Raw genomic sequence first — 18,434 nt, 5'->3', positions numbered from 1 at the left:
CGAGGGGAACGGCTGATGCGCGTTCCCCTCTTTCAACGCTTAGAGCCGGTGACCTGCATCGACCAACTCGTTATAGGACCTCAAGATCCGCATCGGTGCCGCCTTGGCTGACTCGTCCAACAGCGCGCCGTAGGCGTCGATCGCTTTCGAGGCCTCGACGAGTTGCACAGCAGACAGCGCGTCGTTTTCTTTCCCCAGTTCGGCATCAACAGGCCTCCGCCCTTGCGGTAGCACGGGGCACAGCGCATGATGCCGGACTACATTTTCCAGCACCGGTTTATCGATGGCCCACCATCCCGCCCCCTTTCCTTTCAACGAGGAAGAGCGTGTCCTCTCGCTCGAACACCTGGACGTGCTGGACAGTGCCAACGAGAAGGCATTCGACGACATCGTTCTATTGGCGACCACTTTGTGCGAGGCGCCCATTGCGCTGGTGTCGCTGGTCGATCGGGATCGTCAGTGGTTCAAAGCCTGCATCGGCCTTGAGGTGCAGGAAACCCACCGGGATCTGGCGTTCTGCGGCCACGCGATCCTGGACCCCGCGCAGGTGCTGGTCGTCGAAGATGCGGCCGTTGACCCTCGCTTCGCTTCCAGCCCGCTGGTGCTCGGTCCTCCCTATATTCGTTTCTACGCCGGTGCGCCCATTGTCACGGACAGCGGCGCGGCGCTGGGCACTGTCTGCGTGATCGACACACAACCCCGGCAACTGAGCGAACGCCATTCCCTTGCCTTGCAGGCACTGGCCCGGCAGGCCGCTGCCTTGCTCGAGGCCCGCTGGCTGGGCACGCAACGGGCGAAGCAACTGACGCAACTTCAGGACCAATTCAAACACGCCGAGCAGAACCAGAACGAAGTCACCCCGCTGCTGGATAACGCGAGGGGCATTTCATCTCTGGGAATGCTGACGGCGAGCATCGCCCATGACTTCAATAATTTGCTGCAGAGCGTGAGCGCTGCGTTTCAATTGATCCGCCTGCGCTCCCGACGGCCAGTGGACGTGGAGCGCTTCGCCGAAACCGGACTGCAAGCCGTTGAGCAAGGTCGGCAGTTGATCGGCTATTTGATGACCAGCGTGCGCGGTGACGGGCCTGAACTGATCTGCATCGATGTGACCGCTCGCCTTCACGGTGCGCAGTCGCTGATGCGTCATTCGATGAGCGAAACCATCGACCTCACGTTCGATCTCGCCGAATGGGGCTGGGGCGTTCTCTGTCTGGAAGCTCAACTCCATGCGGTCGTCATGAACCTGCTGGCCAATGCACGTGATGCCCTGAAGGGTAGCGGTCAGGTGCATCTGTCCACGCGCTGGGTGCATGTGGAGGATGATTTATCGCTGCAACAGGGCGACTACCTGGTCGTGAGCGTACGGGACAACGGTCCCGGCATGGCCCCTGAAATAGCAGGCCGCGTGTTCGAGCCTCTTTTCACGACCAAGGCGACCGGCCAGGGCACGGGGCTGGGGTTGGCGCAGGCAAAGGATTTTGCGATCAAGTCGGGCGGTGACGCGCGCATCGAAACGGCTCCCGGAGCGGGTACGACGGTGAGTCTGTATCTGAGAATCCTGGGCTGTATTGCGACGTCGGAAGCGGTTCAAGCCGTCTGATGATTCGCTGAACTGAACGTCACGCGTCGACATTTCTTTCACATTCACGCGGTATAGTGGCGGCCCTTGTTGGGGAGTAGCCTGCTCTGGACTCATTGTCACAGAGCGTTCGTGTCAACATTCTCGGCGGCCTGCCGTGGCACGAACACCTTCGGGTTGGCGAGACCAACGATGCATCCATGCCTAAAGTCGGGCGTGTGGTTGCGTCGTTGACTCACAGCCCGACTGGAACATAACCGTGAACCCGATTTCCCTCATCCTTCTTGCTTTGGCCATGTCCACGGACGCTTTCGCAGCGGCCATCGGTAAAGGCGCGAGCCTGCACAAGCCTCGTTTGATAGAAGCGCTGCGCACCGGCATTATCTTCGGTGTGATTGAAGGCATTACGCCCTTGATCGGCTGGCTGATCGGCCAGGCGGCCACGTCCTATGTCGAGAACTGGGATCACTGGATTGCCTTCACGCTCCTCTTGGTGCTCGGCGTGCACATGATCTACAACGGCCTCAAGCACGAAGAAGCCGAAGAAGAAAAGCCCAACCAGCACTCCTTCCTGATATTGGCCGTGACGGCCTTCGCCACCAGCATCGATGCGCTGGCCGTGGGCGTTGGCCTGGCGTTCGTCAACGTGAATATCCTGGTGGCCGCCGCCGCCATCGGTGTCGCGACAACGGTCATGGTCACCCTCGGCGTGATGCTGGGCCGCGTGCTGGGCACGGTGGTGGGCAAACGCGCTGAAATCATCGGCGGCATTGTGCTGATGCTGGTCGGCGCGACGATTCTTTACGAGCATTTGTCGGCGGCGTAAACGACGATATGAGCGCACATGAACCGTGCGCTTCAGCCGTCAAGCCAATGGTTCAATATCCCACGCCGCGCACCCCGCCGGATGCCCTGATGGATTCGCCGGTGACCCAATGGGAATCGCCGGAAGCCAGAAACACGGCCAGAGGGGCAATGTCCTCTGGCTCTCCAAAACGCCCCAGAGGTGTGCCCGCCAGTATTTTCTCTCCCAGCTCGCCCGCAAAGTGGCCGGCCGTTGCGGGTGTGTTGGTGTGGCCCGGCAGGATCGAATTGACCCGGATGCCCCGCGGCCCCAGTTCCCTGGCCAGCGCAAAGCTCAAGGTGTCGACCGCGCCCTTGGTGGCCGAGTAGACACTGGAGGCCAGGTAGGGGTCGGTGCTCAGGATCGAGCTGATGTTGATAATGCTTGCCCCAGGCGCCATCAGCTTGACTGCTTCTCGCACCGCAAGCAGGTAGCCGAGGACGTTCAGGTTGAATTGTGTGTGGAAGGCTTCTTCGGTGAGGTCGTCAATCATCTGAAACACTGCCACCCCTGCGTTATTGACCAGCACATCCAGCGTCCCGTACTGCTCGCGAACCGTGTCGAACAGGCGCGTGACCTCAGCCCCCTGACTCATGTCCGCTTGCACGGCGACGGCGGAGCCGCCCTGGGCGGTGATGTGAGTGACCACCGCCTCGGCGTCGGCCCTGCTGGAGGCATAGTTGATAATGACCGTTGCGCCCTGGGCGGCCAGCGCCTTGGCGATTCCGGCGCCGATACCTTTCGAGGCACCCGTGACTACCGCGATTTTTCCGTTGAGTTTCATACCGTGACCTTTTGAAATGAGGTGTTGTTGAGCGTCGTTACTGTCCGTGGTGAGCATCGGTCGTGAGCACCGGTCGTGAGCTCCGGACCTGGAACGAGCCGCGTGCCCCCAGTGTTCGGCCAACCACCGGGCTAGCGTTTGCCGGTTGTTCGCACATCCTTGCCTGATCTTCTCAAATGGCTTGCCAGGCACCGCGGTGTAGCCCACGGTGGGGTATGGAAAATCCAATCGCAGAACTGCGCCGCATCGTGATGAGCGCCCAAAACACCTGGACGGACACCGGTCTGCCCCGCGTTGCAATGGTCTGCGCCGAGGCCTGCGCAGATCAGGTCTACCAGCCGATGCTGCACCTGGTACTCCAGGGCACAAAAAGCCTGTCGATAGGCGATGAGGTTTTTCGCTACACCGCAGGCCATTATTTTCTGGTGCCGGTCGACGTGCCCGCCACGGGCCAGATTCACGCCGCAGCGGCCGATCAACCCTATCTGGCGGTCAGCCTGACCCTTGATCTGGATGTGATTGCGACGCTGCTGATGGAGGTGAACACGGCACCAGGGGCAGCACAAAGCGCGTGCTTTCAGGCCGTGTGCACGTCGGATGAGATGCTGGACGCTTGGGTGCGGATGATGCGGCTGGTCGATCGTCCCCATGACGCTGGAGTCCTCGCCCCGATGATCGAACGCGAGATTTTGTATCGTGCCTTGCAGGGGCCACTGGGCGGCATCCTTCGTGACATGGCGCGCCCGGATGGCCGGATGACACAGATCCGCCGTGTGACGCAGTGGATTCGCGAGCATTACACCGAGCCTTTCCGCGTCGAGCCCCTCGCACTGATGTCCGAGATGAGCGTTGCTGCCTTTTATCGGCATTTCAAGTCGGTCACAGCCATGACACCCATTCAGTATCAAAAACGCCTGCGCCTGTTACGCGCCCGGTGGTTGCTGCTGTTCGATTCGCTGGACGCCACGTCCATCGCTTACAAGGTCGGCTACGAAAGCGCTTCGCAATTCAATCGCGAATACGCCCGGCTGTTCGGCCTGCCTCCCCTGCGGGACGCCGCGCGGTTCAAGTCGCCCCTCGCCCCAAGCGGCGAGACCACCGCCCCACCGGCAGCCCCCTGACCGGAACTACCTGGCTGGCAGGTCGGTGATGACCGTGCCCGCGATGCTCAGCGCAAACCCGCCGCCGAACAACTGCGACGGGGCTGTGAACCCCCGCCGCCGCTCACCGCCCAACACACGGCGGGCAGCTTCAACCGCAGCGAGTGGTGTGTAGGTGTAGCCGTTCACGGTTTCGATGACCGACCGCGCGATCGAGCCATCTGCCCCGGTGATCTCAACCGCCGCTCGGGCCCTATGGGCATCACGCGCTGCAGCGTCGGGGCCATCGGGAAGCAGTGAGAGGTCGCCCTCTGGAAACGCTTCGCCCGAGAGGTGGACATACATCCTGATGTCGGGAATGGCGGTTGCATGCCACGCGGTCACGAGATCCCCGAACGAGAGCGGCACACAGAGCAGCGGTCCCTGGCCGAAATCAAACTGACGCGGCGGTGCATCAGGTGTCGCGACAAGCTCACCCGCCACCCTGGCGAGCACACCGGCGCCGATGATTTCGCTGACGCTCTTGGCCGAGCCCCGAGACATCGACCCCGGCACTTGCAGCGCGATGCGCAGCGAACGCGGTTGATCAACGCGCCTGGCGACATGCAGTGCCAGCGCGTCGGTAGGCACGACGTCCCAGCCAACGCCCGGCAGCAACATGACGCCCTGTGCAAAGGCTTCAGCGCCCAATCGTTCGGCCAATCGGTACACGTTGATTTCGGCGGTGATGTCCAGATAGTCCACGCCGGCGTGGATGCAGGCGCGCATCAAAGGCTCGGCGGTGTGCGCAAACGGACCGGCAAAGTTGAGCAGCACAGAGATCCCCGACAACGAAGCGGCGGCATTCGCGTCGGCATCGAACACCCGATAAGGCACTTGCAGCTGCGCAGACAGTGCTTCGAGACGCTGACGATTACGCCCGGCGATTTCGAACACCAGCCCCTGGGCTTTGGCGCGTTCTGCTGCCATGCGCCCGGTGTAGCCCGTGGCGCCGTAGATCAGCAGCGGGCTCATTGGGCGTGCTGCCATTTTTTGCAGACGAATTCCAGGCTGTAGCCGTCCGGGTCCAGCACATTGGCGGCGTAGTAATCAGGGTCGTAGTGCAAGCGTGCGCCGGGCGCGCCATTGTCCACGGCTCCGTGATCCATGGCGGCGGCGTAAGCGGCATCCACTTCGGCCTTGCTGTTGGCGACGAAGCCGACATGGACAGCACGTCCTTCGACTACTCCCTCGCGCAGCCAGAAAAACACCCGACCGTTGGCGCCGAAGCCTTTCAGGTCAGGATGTCCCGGCGGACCGTCCTTGCCGTCGTAGTCCAGCCGTGCCGTGACGCCCAGAGGTGCGAGCACCTGCTCATAGAAGCGGACGGCACGTGGGACGTCGCTCACTGACAGAAAAATATGATCCAGCATTCTCGAAATCCTCCCGTGGTCAGATGTTGTAGCCGCCGGCGACTTCAAGGGTCTGGGCATTGATCCAGCCGCTTTCGTCGGACAGCAACATGGCAATCACTCGGCCGACGTCTTCCGGTTCGCCCACTCTGCCGAGCGCGGTCTGCGCCGCCAGCATCGCTTCGAACGCATCGTTGAGGCCGCCGCCCAGCTCTGTGCGGATGGCGCCCGGTGATACCGCATTGGCGCGTATTCGCCGGTCGGCAAATTCTTTGGCCATGTAGCGGGTCAGCACTTCAAGGCCACCCTTGAACGCGGCGTAGGGAGCAACGCCGGCCGTGGCCACTCGTGTCGTGGCGCTGGTGAGATTGACGATGCTGGCGTTGTCCGCGAGTAACGGCAGCAGCGCCTGAGTCAGAAAAAACGGGCCTTTGAGGTGCACGTTGAACAGACCGTCGAACTGCGCTTCGCTGACCGTTGCCAAGGGGTTGAACAGGCCATAGCCGGCGTTGTTGACCAGGCCACTCAACGTGGCGGTCGCCCAGGTTTCGCGAAGTGCCGTGACCACGGATTCGCGAAACGCCTCGAAGCTGCCGACGTCGGACACGTCGAGTTTCAGCGCAACGGCCTTCCCACCGGCCTGTGCAATGCGCTCGACGACCAAAGCCGCCGCCTGAGGGTTGGCGTTGTACGTCAGGATGACACCCATACCCCGTTTCGCCGCGTGTTCGGCCGCACTGGCACCGATCCCGCGGCTGCCGCCTGTGATAACGATAACGCCCATGTCGTGTTCCTCTGTGATTCAAACGTGGCTCCACAGTACTCATCACAGAGACCGAGGACGTGTCCGTTCCTGCTCGGAACCTGCCCGTTTCTGCTTTTCCCTTGCGCGGCATGACGCTCAGCCCTCAACATGCTGCCCATGGAAAAACAACTGAATGAACTCCGATTGCTTGCTGCCGGTGCTGAAAACCGTCGCACCGAAACGGGCATCCCCCGGGTAGCCATGGTGCAGGGCAAAATCCCCGAGCACCTGCTCGCGGCGGTGTATGACCCGATGATCAACGTGATTCTGCAGGGCAGCAAAAGCATGACCGTGGGGGACCTGACCCTCAGCTACGACCCGGCGACCTACTTCGTCATGTCCATCGATCTGCCTGCGGTGGGTTCGGTGCACCCGGCGCCTGCAGGCGAGCCTTATCTGGCAGTCAGCCTGACGCTGGACCCGGCGGTGCTGGCGACGCTGTTCGCCGACCTGCCCAAACCTGCCAGCCGCGCTGAACAGGATTCGGGGTTTTCCGTCGCATTGATGACAGATGAACTGATGGATGCCTGGGTGCGAATGCTGCGACTGATGGGCGACCCCGAAGCGATCGCCGCCCTCGCCCCGGTCTATGAACGGGAAATTATTTTCCGCGTGCTCCAGGGCCCCCTTGGCTGGATGTTGCGCGAAATCGCCGCGCCGGACAGCGCCATGGCCCGGGTCAACATGGCGATCCAGTGGATCCGTCGTGACTTCGCTCAACCCCTGGGCGTGGAGCGCCTGGCCGAGCGCGCTTCGATGAGCGTCTCGGCGTTCCATCGGCATTTCAAGGCGGTCACTCACCTGAGCCCTTTGCAGTACCAGAAGCGGGTTCGCCTGTTGCAGGCCAGAACGCTGATGGTTGCCCATGCCAGGAGCGTCATGGCAGCCGCGTTCGAGGTCGGCTACGAGAGCGCCACCCAGTTCAGTCGTGATTACGCCCGGGTGTTCGGGCTCCCTCCCGCCCGGGATGCCGGCAGGATTCTCAGGGCTACGGGGGTGGTCGCGCGGTCCTAGGAGTAAGACGGGATGCATCAAGTTAAGAAAAAATCAGGATAATTGGTCGAACTGAAGATTTTCTGAGTGCACTGAAGAAAAACTGCATGGGATCGTCGTGAATCAAGGAATTGCGCTATGAATACGGCAATGGTCGCCTCTCCCGTTTTTTGATCCACCACACTCTGTGCCGCGCCGGCGCGCTGGAAAATGGTTTGCTGCTGCCGGTATCTGTGGCCATGAAACGCGAGGAGCGCCTGTATCTGGAGACGTTGCAGTCGTTCTCTCGCCCGGCGCGTGATTTCTGGGATGTCCGGTGGATTGATCAGGGTCAGTACTCGTTCGAATTCACGGGTGATCCCTCGATCTATCGCTTCTGGGATGGCACTTCAGCGGTACGGTTCACTCTGGAAATGGCGAAGCGTGCGTTAGAAGTGGAACTTCGGGAAGAGACAATCTTTCTTGAAAACTATGACAGGGTCGTGCGGACGGTAAATGAGGTCTACGACGTGCGCGGCAGCGACTTGGCCAACCTCGTGATGATGTGCCTGACGAATAACGGGAAAGTTTCCAACAACCGTCGCAAGCAGTACCAATACTCGGTCCAGCCTGAGGTGTTCGACTACATTGAGCAGGTCACACAAATGCTGCTTGATCAGCAGGCGCAGCAACGGCCACAAGATGAAAACGACCAGTAAATGAAAGGGGATTATCGGTGTGTGCTGCTCACCCGGTATTCAGATAACCGCGCGCGGACACAAGGACCACAGCCACATGAACTGCCATATCCGCAAGGCAACGGATAATGACGCCACCGCGATCAGCCGCGTCATCGTGGCCGCCCTGCGCGAGTCCAATCGCCAGGATTATTCCGCCGCCGTGATCGCCCAGGTGACGCTGAGTTTTTCGCCGCCGGCGATCCTGCGCTTGCTGGTGCAGCGGCAGGTGTACGTGGCGACCCTCGACAAAGAAGTTATTGCCACGGCGAGCCTCGATCAAGCCACGGTTCGCAGCGTGTTCGTCGCCCCGACACACCAGGGCCAGGGCGCCGGGCGCGCCTTGATGGCGGCCGTTGAATCAGCCGCCATCTCCCACGGCATCCGTCGGTTACGCGTGCCCTCCTCCATCACGGCCGAGGGCTTCTACCAGTCCCTGGGCTACTCGACCGTTCGGGATGAATACCACGGCGAAGAGCGGACGATCATCATGGAGAAGGCGCTGACGCCTCTGGCCTAGTCAGCGACGCCACACCCGCCCTTCGGGGCTGACCACCCAGGGCAAGCGGTCCGCAATAATCTGCACACCGCCGACCCACCGCTCTGCGGGCTCAAGATCAAGCCAGTTCACTTCCCCGCGCACGACGCGCTCACCCAGGGCCGTCAGCCGGACGAGTCGCTTGGGCCATTCGCTGCCCGATTGTTCGTGCAGCAGCGGGTGCGGTGCGTCGATGAGCGGTCTCAGCAGCGCGTTGAACATCATGTCGCCCAGATACGGCAGCGGCTCATAGGTCAGCATCAAATGACCGAACACCTTCCCCGCCGGCATCTCGCCTTTCTCCGCGAGAATGCGCAGGGTCAGCCGCTGGGTCAGGCTCAAGCCATCCTCTGCGCCGGGCAGTTCCTGCAGTTGTCTTGCCAGCGCGGGACCGAGCAGCGGCAGCGCCGAATGGTGCTGTGCCGCAAGCTCGGCCCAGCGAATCGGGTCCGCTGCGGTGTAGGCCGCCCATACCTGCCGCGCCAGTGCCAGCGCGTCTTCACCGATGGCGCGCCGCTGGGGCCAGAGCCAGGCGAGCACGTCCGGGGCCAGTTGCCCGATGCCAATGAATCGCTCGACGCCGGGCACGCGGTTGATCTCGATCAGCTCCAGCCTGCGCGGGACGCAGGGCAAACTCGCCAGCAGCCGAACCAGAAACAGCTGATCGTAGGCATCGGCTTCGCACCACAGGACCAGTTCACTGTCGGCATTCAGGCGTGCCAAAGCCCCGCGCTGAGTCGCCTGCCGTTGCTGAGCATCACGGGCCGACAAGCCGAAGGCCTGCTGGGCAAAGACTGCCCTCACCGCCCAATAGTCGTCGTCAGGCAGCGCCGGTACCGGTCCCATGACCATGGGGTCGTCGAACATCTGGAACGCACCTGCGAAGCCGGCAACGCGCAGGCTGCGCTCGATGTCGTTGCCGCAGCGCCAGTGCTGAACCTGTGCTTCACCCGTCGCCGCAAAATCCGGATGGCGGGCGGCAAATCCGACGGCATCGGCATGGGCGATCAATTTGGGCCAACTGGCGAACCCTGCCTCCCGGGCCACCAGCCATTGGGTGTCGGCGAGCCGATAGGCCGGGCCCGGCAGGCCCATCGCGCGCAATTGCGCCCGGGCGTCATCCGCTTCGTGGGTGTTCAGGGCTTTGAGAAGACGTTTTGCGTGCTTACGCAGCGCAGGTACATCGAGCAGACCGTGTTGACGGGACGCATGTGTGGCAGGCATGCCAACTCCTTTGGGGCTCGGTCCGCCGACAAGCCGGGAGCTGGAATGAATGAGTGTGCAACGCTTGCCTTGGGAAACCCCTTCGCGCGGACCGCAGGCGCAGCAGACGCCCGAAGGCGGACTTTAGCCGGAAGGCCGGCAGGATGCAAAGGTGGGGGCGGAAATGGGGGCGGGAGTTGTATGGGATCACGCCGTGAGTATGACCTCACGGCGCGGGCCTACCTCGGTCCACTCCCCGTGCCAGCGCGCAGGGGCAAGACGGGCCTGCCGTTAAGTCACACGAGGGCAATCTCCGGATGATCCTGAGCCACGCCTACCAGCTCCACCGACACGGCATCCGCTGGGGTTGATGTACTGGCCAGCGACGTCGGGGCGTCGGCAAATACCATGGATTTTGAAGGAAGAGCGGCCTTGAAATCACCGTCCAGAATCAGTTCGAAGCGATGCCCTTGCACGTCGGCGTCCAGGTCTTTCAGGTAGACCCGGGTGTGCTCGGCGTTGGTGGTGAACTTCAGGGTGCCGTCGTGGCCGTCGCCAAATCCGGTGAAGCCCAAGCCCGAGACATCGATGGTGTCATGGGCGGCATCGAAGTCGCCGATGCGGTCTGCATGGCTGGCAGTCGCCGTTCTGTAGCTGTCGGACACCGAGGCAAACCGGAACAGGTCCGAGCCTGCGCCGCCAAACAGCACGTCGGCATCGGCGCCGCCGATCAGGGTGTCGTTGCCGCTGCCGCCCAGCAACCGGTCATGGCCAGCGCCGCCCCAGAGCAGGTCCGCGCCGGATCCGCCATTCAGGGTATCTGCCCCGTCCTTGCCGTTGATCGAGTCGGCCTTCGCGGTTCCGACGATGGCATCGCCGCCATTGCCGCCGTCGATGGCATTCAGCACGGGGTTGGTCCCGACGTGGTCACCCGCGCCCTGCAGCGATACGGTGTCCTGCAGGTGCGCGAAGGTGTTGCCGTACACCGAGTTGCTGCCGGACTGCCCGCTCTCCTCTGCCACCCCGAAGGTGCTTTTGTCGCCGCCGGTAATGATGTTGCCCGCGAAGGTGTTGTGGTCAGACGGATGAAGCTTCCCGGAGACGCCGCCGCGGTCGTCGAACGGCTGGATCAGCACTTCAGGGATGCCGGCTTTCTGTGCGTTCTCGTGAATCAGATTGCCGCGAACCTCAACGTCCGTGCTGCCGTAGACACGCACGCCGGAGGTGCCGTTGTGGTGAATGTCCACGCCGCTGATATCAACGCCGTTGGACAGTTTCACCAACACGCCTTCAGCCGCATTGCCGTACACCTCGCCACCTTCGATGGTGATGTGATACGGCGAGGGGATGTTTTCGCTGCCGCGCTGGACGACGATGCCGCCCCCGCCATTGTCGTGGGAGACGTTGTTCAGCAGCGCCAGATCGTGGGTGGTGGTGACGATGTTGAAACCGTGACGGTCATTGTCGTAGGCCAGGTTGTTGCGAAACGTGCTGTCGATCAGGTAGTCGGCGACGAACCCGTCCAGCCCATTGCCGTGGGACACGCTGTTTTCGATGAGCATGTTCGCCGTGCGCTCGTGGGGGTCGAAGCCGTAGCCCGAGCAATCGCGGATCTCGACGCCGGACAGCGTGACATTGGAGTCCTGACCCGGCTGGCCCGGCAGAAAGCCGTTGTACCAGCCATCCACCTTGCCGCTGGTGGCATCGCGGTTGCCGTCGAGGGTGAGGTTGCTGACGCCGAAATCGTGGGTTGCCTCGCCGCTCGCCGAGCGGATGATGCCGGTGACAGCCTGGTCGGTGCCATCGGCCAGCTTGAGCACCGTGACGCCCATGCCCTCGCCCTTGATGAACACATTGCTTTTTAGCATCAGCGCGCCGTCGGCAGGCTTTCCGCCCGGGGTCAGGGTCCAGGTGCCGGCAGGAATATACACATCGCCGCCGCCGGCCTTCGCCGCCGCATCGATGGCGGCTTGAATGGCCGCGGTGTCGGACGTATGCCCATCACCGACTGCGCCAAAATCCCGGACATTGAATTGCAGTGTCATAACATGCTCCGTTTCGAATAAAGAGACGGGAGCAGTATGGGCATGCTGTGTGAAAGCTGGGTCATCTGACGGGATAGGTGACGGGCGGTGGGGAATCCCGTCCTCAGTCTTTCCCCGTTCAGCGCAGGTATCGGATCGAAGTCTGCGCGACTAAAGCAGGTCCCCGGGTCGCGTGCGTTTCATAGGACCGGCTTTAGCCGGGAAGGCGTCAGGCTTCACACCGCGACATGTGCAGTAGTCAAACCGGCCTCTTCCCGGCTAAAGCCGGTCCTACTATTCAAAATCCCGGTGTATCCGAATTTCGCTCCAACCTGGCCTCATCTACCCAGCCTTCGATTCCTCTTCCTGCTCAAACCGCTGCTGCAGCAAGTGCCGCGCGGCGCCGGCGTTGACGTAGTTCCCGATCAGTTCGGCGAGCTCGGGGAGCTTGAGCTCTTTGTCATCGCGGCAGAATTTGCTCATCGGCAACATCAGCCACCGTTTCTTCTTGTTCAGCGCCACATCCGGTGCGAAGAACGACCGGGAGGTCAGCTCCGGCAGGGGTGCGTTGTCTTCGAGCAGGATCGTCAGCATGACGACATTCCCCACCTGCAGGTTGAAGTCGGCGATGTCGCGAATCGGCAGCGGCGCCTTGAGGTTGGCGAACACGAAGTGATCCGGCGTCAGCAGCAGCGCGGTTTTATGCGCACGTCTGAACAGGCGCACGCCAAAGGGCAACATGCACAGCATGATGAACAGAGCGATGCCGGCACCGACGAAAAATGGCTGCGGATCACGTCCCGCGGCGCCTGGAAACAGCATCGGTGCCAGCAGCAGGATCAGCCCCGCCACGGCCAGCAGGCCACTGAACCCGATCAGGATTTGCCCCCGCAAGCGCGCGCCTTCGTGCAGCGCAACGTCCCCGGTGACGTTGCCGGCGTGGGTGCGCAATGTCTCGACGAGGACGGCGTCCTGCTGGACGTGATGGCTCAGATAATCGTCCGTCAGGCGAGCGCGCAACACGTCGGGCTGGGCGAAGTAGCGATCCATCGCCGCACAGGCTTGCGTTGCATCCAGCGGCCGCGTGCCACTGCGCACGGCATCGTCGATCGACACCTTGAGAGACGCCACGCGCTCGCCATTCGAAGGATGGGTGTCTGACGGATGCGGCAGCTGCGTGGCCATTTCCTCTTCCGGCAAGGTCAGGGGCAAGGCCGCGATTTCGCGCAGAACCGTGGTCGGCAGATCACTGACCGGCACGTGCTCGGACGTCGGCCGGGTTGCCTGGGTGATGTGGGCGACCAGGCGCTCTTGCAGCATCGGGTCGATGGCGGAAATGCGCACCAGCGCCGACGCGGCCGCCAGATTGCCCGCCAGCTGCGCACCGGCGGCGTCGGCTTCCAGCTCACGCACACGGCTCCAGTGCATCACCGCGTGGTCGAAACTTTCCATGAAGTAGGCGCCCAGCATGAACGCCGGGTGCAGGGTCGCGCGCTGCAGCCATTCACTGTCGACCAAGGTCTGCCCGATCACCACCAGGCTGCGCTCGATGCCGTGGTAGATCGGCACGAAACGCATACTGAACTCGGTATCCGCGCCTGCAAAATGCCCCAGCTCGTGGCCGATCACCGCGGTGGTTTCGGCTTCATCCAGGATGCCGAGATAGGCCAGCGGCACATGCAGGGTGCGGCCCGTCAAGGTGATGTTGGCCGGCGCGAGGGCGATGTCGCCGGAGGTGACGTAAAAGCCGGCGGCCATGCCCAGCACGATGTGATCGGGCGGCAATGCGCCCAGTTTCAGGGCCAGATCCTTCACGTAAGCCCAGAGCACCGGCGCCTGCTCGACGGTGACCGCCTCGCCCATCACGTCCATCGGCGTGGGCTGGAACATGTTGAGCATGACGCGCAGTTGCGTGCCCATCTGCCAGATGGAATACAGGCAGCCTGCGACGAGCACCATGCCGAAGAACATGAACTTCATTTCGCCGGCCGACAGCCGCCCGGCGTGCCACGCGCCCAGCGCCTCGAACGCGACGATGGCGGCAATCGCTGCCCCCATCACCACCACGTGGCCGACCAGAACGTAGGGCAGCAGTTTGGTCACACGGGTGAAGCTGTGCAGCAGTTGCTCCCGCGAATGCATGGCGCGCCGGCCTGCCCAGTTAAGGGCGAGCAAGCCGAGCCCGCCCACCAGAGCCGCCAGTAAACCGAGGGTAATGGTGCCCTTTGCCACCCACGCCATGACATTGGTCAACGGCAGCAAGGTGTCCAGCTCGTCCTGCATCTCAGTGACGCGGGACAGCGCCATTTTCACTTCCATTTTCTCGCCGTCGCCCACATCGACCATAACGGGTCGCGAGCCGCTGTTGTCGGCGATGGCCTGGAGCTCTGGACGAAATTCGGCAAGGTCGGCCTGGTAGGCCGCGTATTCGGCGTGGTCGTCGGTGCTGCGTTGCAGCTCCCAGACCCCAACCAGATTCAACCCAAGGGGAAACAAAACCAGTACGGCAATCAGCTTCAGCTTTTTGATGTCCATCGGACGGCCCTCTTCTGCGCCGCCGAGTGCCCTCCCTGGCGCGCGCCTGCTTCCTTGAGCAACGGTCAGATGACCGTTGCGTGCGTGTCAAAAGCGACGCCTTCGACGCTGTGGCTCAACGCGGTGAGCCACGCAGCCATCGGCGTCTGGATCAGCGACCCAGCAACACCGTTTGCATGCGCACCTGCGCTTCCTGAACCACCCTGGCTTTGGCATTCAGGTCCTGCAGCAACGTGTTCAACTCAGTCTGCACCTTGGGGTCCGTCACTTGAACCACGGAGCCATTGATCTGGATCTGCGCTTTGTGGGCGTCGACGTAGTCAGCCACTTTCAGGCCCGAATCAATGGTGCCGTTGACTTGCGGCATGACGGTCAGGAGCGTGTTGGCCGGTAGGGTCACGGTGCGGTCATAGGCGCTGTCATACACCGTCTTCAGATCGTCAGGCTGCTTGAGCTGGGCATGGGCGGCATCGGCTTTTGCCAACTCTTGCTTGAGCTGCACGACCAGGTCATTCAAGCCGGTTTGCGCAGTCTTGATATCGTCACGGCGCTCGATCACGTCGCTCAATGAACGGAACGCGCCTTTCTGCACGAAGCCGTTCAGGGGTTTGATGCTCGCGTCCATCCCGCTGTTGAAGTCGGTGATCACGGCATAGTGCTGGCTGTAATCGCCGAACGATTTCGATTCATCCGGGGTCAGCTTGGGCACGTGCACGCCGGGCTTGTCGATGATCCGGGTCTGCAGGAACTGCTTGAACGCGGCACGCTGGTCAGGTTCGCTGCTGCCACAGGCGGTCAGTAGCAGAGGCAGTGCGAGGGCGAGTAACCAGTGGCGGGTGAGTGAGACGGTCATGGTCGGAGAATCTCCAGAAGTGATACGCCCGCGGCAGAGGGGCCTGCCGAAGGCTGTGAATGTCGACGCTTAGAGGCCCGGGGCAACCCCTGAACAGCCGTGAGCGAAGACGCGGTCGGTTGAGCAGCGTTCAGGCAAACGTCGGCGCAGTGGCTGGCCGATCATTCGCCGGTGTTTCCATGAGCAGCCCAAGGGTGCTGAGAAACAGATCATGGCTGAGGATGCCGGTCGCCAGGGTCGACAGCACGACCTTGCCCGCCGCATCCCGAATCTCGATGGTCTCGTTCCAGCGGCTGTGATCCATGCTGCGCAGCGCGGACATCGGCACCACGCTGTTCTGAATCAGCACGGCGTCGCGGGAGACCACGATCGGCTGGGTGTCGACGTTGAGGAAATCGCCGCCCATGCGCTTGCGCCAGACCTGGGCGCCGTTGAGGCAGTTGAAGGTAACGCTGCCACCGGCGTGCAGGGTATCGAGGACCACGGGCTGACGCGCGTTGAGGTACAGCTCGCGGAAGGTTTCCATGAAGGTGTAGAAGCCCTTCAACGAGGGCAGCACCCGGTGGAAGGGTTCGCTGGCAGTGCGACGGAACGCCAGATTGGTGATCAACCCGGTGTAGGCCACCTGCCCCGAACTGAACAGGTAAAGGTCCTGAATCTCGGCGAACGGCACGTAGGTGCGGGCGCCCCGGGTCGTGTGCGCAACGCCGTGTTCATACAGCTCATAACGCGTCTGGCGCTGCTTGTTCTGCCACCCATAAAGCCCCAGTACGATCAGCCCGAGCACGGCCAGGAAAGCGCTGGTGGCATAAATCATCATGGCGGGGCTGGAGACGTTCAGGGGGGTGCCACGGGAAGTGTTCAGTTCGACAGGGCCGGCAGCGCTGTGGGGCAGGATCGTGCCAAGGTACAGAACAAACCCGGCCAGGCCCAGCAGGACCATACCGAAGATCAGTATAAAAACCAGAAAGCCTTTGCCATAGCTGAAGCTGGCGACGCGCTCGCCAGTGGCGGGTGCCGCAGTGGAGGCTGTTTGCATGGCGAGTGTGCGTCCCTGTCAGAAAATATGGATCAGCGCCGTCCGAGGTGGCTTGGCGGTGGGTTGACTGGCGCCGAATGAACGAGGCTGGCGCAAATGAAACCGTCTGTAACCGTCATGCTAGATAGCTTAAGCAGAAATAAATTCCCTTTGGATCCCATTATTTTGTAATTTTGCGGCATGTTACGCCGTCCGCGCAGTGAAGGCGCACACAAGGCGCAGGGAGGCTTGAACCCCTCCCGCCGATCATTCTCGAATCTGCGCACCCAACCTCCAGGCTCAGGGAAGACACCGCTTATGAACGATGAAACGCACACAGGGTTTCGCCCATGATTGTCGGGATTGACCTTGGCACGACCAACAGCCTGATCGCGGTCTGGAAAGACGATGCCAGCCTACTGGTGCCGAACGCCCTGGGCGAGGTGCTCACCCCGTCCGTGGTCGGACTGGACGATGAGGGTCGGATTCTGGTCGGGCAAGCCGCTCGCGAACGCCTGCACACCCACCCTTGCGTGACCACTGCGCTGTTCAAACGCCACATGGGCAGCGCCCACACGATCAACCTGGGCGATCACGCCTTTCGTCCCGAAGAGCTTTCCGCGCTGGTGCTCCGCAGCCTCAAGGAAGACGTCGAGCGTGCCTATGGCGAAACCGTTGCCGAGGCGGTCATCAGCGTCCCGGCCTACTTCAGCGACGCCCAGCGCAAAGCCACGCGAATCGCAGGGGAGCTGGCCGGCCTCAAGGTCGACAAGCTGATCAACGAACCCACCGCTGCCGCGCTGGCATTCGGACTGCCGCAACACGGAAACGAATGCTCGTTTCTGGTGTTCGACCTGGGGGGCGGCACGTTTGACGTGTCGATCCTCGAGCTGTTCGAGGGGGTGATGGAAGTGCGCGCCAGTGCCGGTGACAACTTCCTCGGTGGCGAAGATTTCGACCGGCTGCTGGCCGAGGCTTTCGTTCGCACCCAAGCCGACCAGCCAGGCTTTCCCGCCCCCGAATCGATCGCTCACGCGCTGCACCGCGAAGCCCAACGCCTGCGCATTGCCCTGGGTCAGGCGCGCAGTGACGCGTTCGTGCTGCGCGTGGACGGCCGGCAGTGGCAGCAGACCTTCACCCAGGAGGACATGGCCGCGCTGTATGCGCCGTTGCTCGAACGGCTGCGCAATCCGGTGGAACGCGCGATGCGCGATGCCAGGCTGCTGGTCGGCGATCTGGACGAAATCCTGTTGGTCGGCGGTACCACGCGTATGCCGCTGGTGCGCAAACTGGCGGCGGGCATGTTCGGGCGCTTCCCCTCCATCCAGCTCAACCCGGATGAAGCCGTGGCCCACGGCGCGGCGATTCAGGCGGCGCTGAAATCCCGGAATGCCGCCCTCGAAGAAGTGGTGCTGACCGACGTCTGCTCCTACACCCTGGGTATCGAGGTCGCAGAACGGGTCGGCCGGCACCGAGAGCATGGGCACTATTTGCCGATCATCGAGCGCAACACCACCGTACCGGTCAGCCGGGTCAAGACCGTTTACTCCGCCGAAGCGGGGCAAACCGGCGTGACGGTGAGCATCTTCCAGGGCGAAAGTCGCCTGGTGCGCGACAACATTCCCCTGGGCGAACTGGCGATTCCCCTCCCCCCGCACAATGAAGGCAACGTCAGTCTCGACGTGCGCTTTACGTACGACAACAACGGCATTCTCGAATGTCAGGTCACCCTCCCCAGCACGGGCGAGGCGTTCGCACTGGTCATCGAAAACAACCCCGGCGTGCTCAGCCCTGAAGAAATCGCCGAGCGCCTGCAAGCCCTGGCCGCGCTCAAGATTCATCCGCGCGATCAGCAGGTCAACACGCTGCTGGTTGCGCGCCTGGAGCATCTCTACCAGGAGAGCCTGGGCGACCGCCGCGAACTGATCGGTGACTGGGCAAGCGTGTTCCAGCGTGCCCTCGACAGTCAGGACGAACGCCTCATCCGGCAGACGCGCACGGAGCTGAACGAGCGGCTCAAACAGCTGGAACGCGGCGGGTGGCACTGA

At 62.4% G+C, this 18,434-nt stretch carries 16 protein-coding genes, 1 pseudogene and 1 riboswitch; of the genes and pseudogenes, 7 read left to right on the top strand and 10 right to left on the bottom strand.

Annotated features, from left to right (window positions below):
* Positions 1-39 precede the first annotated feature (39 nt).
* A complete protein-coding gene (locus IFT99_RS02865) occupies positions 40-273 on the bottom strand; it encodes a hypothetical protein (RefSeq protein ID WP_192130363.1) in 234 nt (77 codons plus the stop codon).
* Positions 274-283: 10 nt separating this feature from the next.
* On the opposite strand from IFT99_RS02865, the gene IFT99_RS02860 reads away from it, so the two are divergent.
* Positions 284-1,603, top strand: coding sequence for an ATP-binding protein (locus IFT99_RS02860; RefSeq protein WP_192130362.1), 1,320 nt, complete (start codon positions 284-286; stop codon positions 1,601-1,603).
* A gap of 64 nt (positions 1,604-1,667) precedes the next feature.
* Positions 1,668-1,829, top strand: a riboswitch (yybP-ykoY riboswitch).
* A 12-nt stretch (positions 1,830-1,841) separates the two neighbouring features.
* Positions 1,842-2,408, top strand: coding sequence for a manganese efflux pump MntP (gene mntP, locus IFT99_RS02855; RefSeq protein WP_065988908.1), 567 nt, complete (start codon positions 1,842-1,844; stop codon positions 2,406-2,408).
* A gap of 52 nt (positions 2,409-2,460) precedes the next feature.
* Here mntP and IFT99_RS02850 read toward each other — a convergent pair whose 3' ends face one another.
* Entirely contained in the window at positions 2,461-3,210 is a 750-nt protein-coding gene (locus tag IFT99_RS02850; RefSeq protein ID WP_192130361.1) for a glucose 1-dehydrogenase, read from the bottom strand.
* A gap of 215 nt (positions 3,211-3,425) precedes the next feature.
* Between IFT99_RS02850 and IFT99_RS02845 the strand changes: the two genes are divergently transcribed.
* Positions 3,426-4,331, top strand: a complete 906-nt coding sequence (locus IFT99_RS02845) for an AraC family transcriptional regulator (protein WP_192130360.1) — start codon at positions 3,426-3,428, stop codon at positions 4,329-4,331.
* Between the two features lie 6 nt (positions 4,332-4,337).
* On the opposite strand, the gene IFT99_RS02840 is transcribed toward IFT99_RS02845, so the two are convergent.
* The 3 genes from IFT99_RS02840 to IFT99_RS02830 are packed head-to-tail and all read right to left on the bottom strand — an operon-like array spanning position 4,338 to position 6,485.
* Positions 4,338-5,324, bottom strand: a complete 987-nt coding sequence (locus IFT99_RS02840) for a saccharopine dehydrogenase family protein (protein WP_192130359.1) — start codon at positions 5,322-5,324, stop codon at positions 4,338-4,340.
* Positions 5,321-5,722 carry a VOC family protein gene (locus tag IFT99_RS02835; protein WP_192130358.1) on the bottom strand — a complete coding sequence of 134 codons (402 nt, stop codon included), beginning with the start codon at positions 5,720-5,722 and terminating at the stop codon, positions 5,321-5,323. Before IFT99_RS02835 ends, IFT99_RS02840 begins: the two co-directional genes overlap by 4 nt.
* Positions 5,723-5,741: 19 nt before the next feature.
* Complete coding sequence (locus tag IFT99_RS02830; RefSeq protein ID WP_192130357.1) at positions 5,742-6,485, bottom strand: SDR family NAD(P)-dependent oxidoreductase; 744 nt, start codon at positions 6,483-6,485, stop codon at positions 5,742-5,744.
* A 138-nt stretch (positions 6,486-6,623) separates the two neighbouring features.
* Between IFT99_RS02830 and IFT99_RS02825 the strand changes: the two genes are divergently transcribed.
* From IFT99_RS02825 to IFT99_RS02815, 3 genes and pseudogenes are all read left to right on the top strand, one after another.
* Entirely contained in the window at positions 6,624-7,520 is an 897-nt protein-coding gene (locus tag IFT99_RS02825) for an AraC family transcriptional regulator (protein ID WP_192130356.1), read from the top strand.
* A gap of 125 nt (positions 7,521-7,645) precedes the next feature.
* Positions 7,646-8,197, top strand: a pseudogene (locus IFT99_RS02820) (Fic family protein); the annotation flags it as partial.
* 76 nt (positions 8,198-8,273) lie between these two features.
* A complete protein-coding gene (locus tag IFT99_RS02815) occupies positions 8,274-8,735 on the top strand; it encodes a GNAT family N-acetyltransferase (protein ID WP_192130355.1) in 462 nt (153 codons plus the stop codon).
* Here IFT99_RS02815 and IFT99_RS02810 read toward each other — a convergent pair whose 3' ends face one another.
* From IFT99_RS02810 to IFT99_RS02790, 5 genes are all read right to left on the bottom strand, one after another.
* Positions 8,736-9,977 (bottom strand): DUF1835 domain-containing protein, encoded by a 1,242-nt coding sequence (locus tag IFT99_RS02810; RefSeq protein WP_192130354.1) that lies wholly within the window; start codon positions 9,975-9,977, stop codon positions 8,736-8,738.
* A gap of 275 nt (positions 9,978-10,252) precedes the next feature.
* Positions 10,253-12,001: a right-handed parallel beta-helix repeat-containing protein gene (locus IFT99_RS02805; protein WP_244656867.1), complete on the bottom strand. Its 1,749-nt coding sequence runs from the start codon at positions 11,999-12,001 to the stop codon at positions 10,253-10,255.
* Positions 12,002-12,322: 321 nt separating this feature from the next.
* Positions 12,323-14,509 carry a M48 family metalloprotease gene (locus IFT99_RS02800; protein ID WP_192130518.1) on the bottom strand — a complete coding sequence of 729 codons (2,187 nt, stop codon included), beginning with the start codon at positions 14,507-14,509 and terminating at the stop codon, positions 12,323-12,325.
* Positions 14,510-14,666: 157 nt separating this feature from the next.
* Positions 14,667-15,368, bottom strand: coding sequence for a DUF3053 domain-containing protein (locus IFT99_RS02795; RefSeq protein WP_192130353.1), 702 nt, complete (start codon positions 15,366-15,368; stop codon positions 14,667-14,669).
* Between the two features lie 130 nt (positions 15,369-15,498).
* Positions 15,499-16,407, bottom strand: coding sequence for a hypothetical protein (locus tag IFT99_RS02790; RefSeq protein ID WP_192130352.1), 909 nt, complete (start codon positions 16,405-16,407; stop codon positions 15,499-15,501).
* A gap of 329 nt (positions 16,408-16,736) precedes the next feature.
* Between IFT99_RS02790 and IFT99_RS02785 the strand changes: the two genes are divergently transcribed.
* Positions 16,737-18,434, top strand: coding sequence for a molecular chaperone HscC (locus tag IFT99_RS02785; RefSeq protein WP_192130351.1), 1,698 nt, complete (start codon positions 16,737-16,739; stop codon positions 18,432-18,434).

This window comes from Pseudomonas sp. CFBP 8772, from assembly GCF_014841665.1.
GTDB lineage: Bacteria > Pseudomonadota > Gammaproteobacteria > Pseudomonadales > Pseudomonadaceae > Aquipseudomonas > Aquipseudomonas graminis_B.
This window is presented reverse-complemented; position numbering and strand designations above follow the sequence as displayed.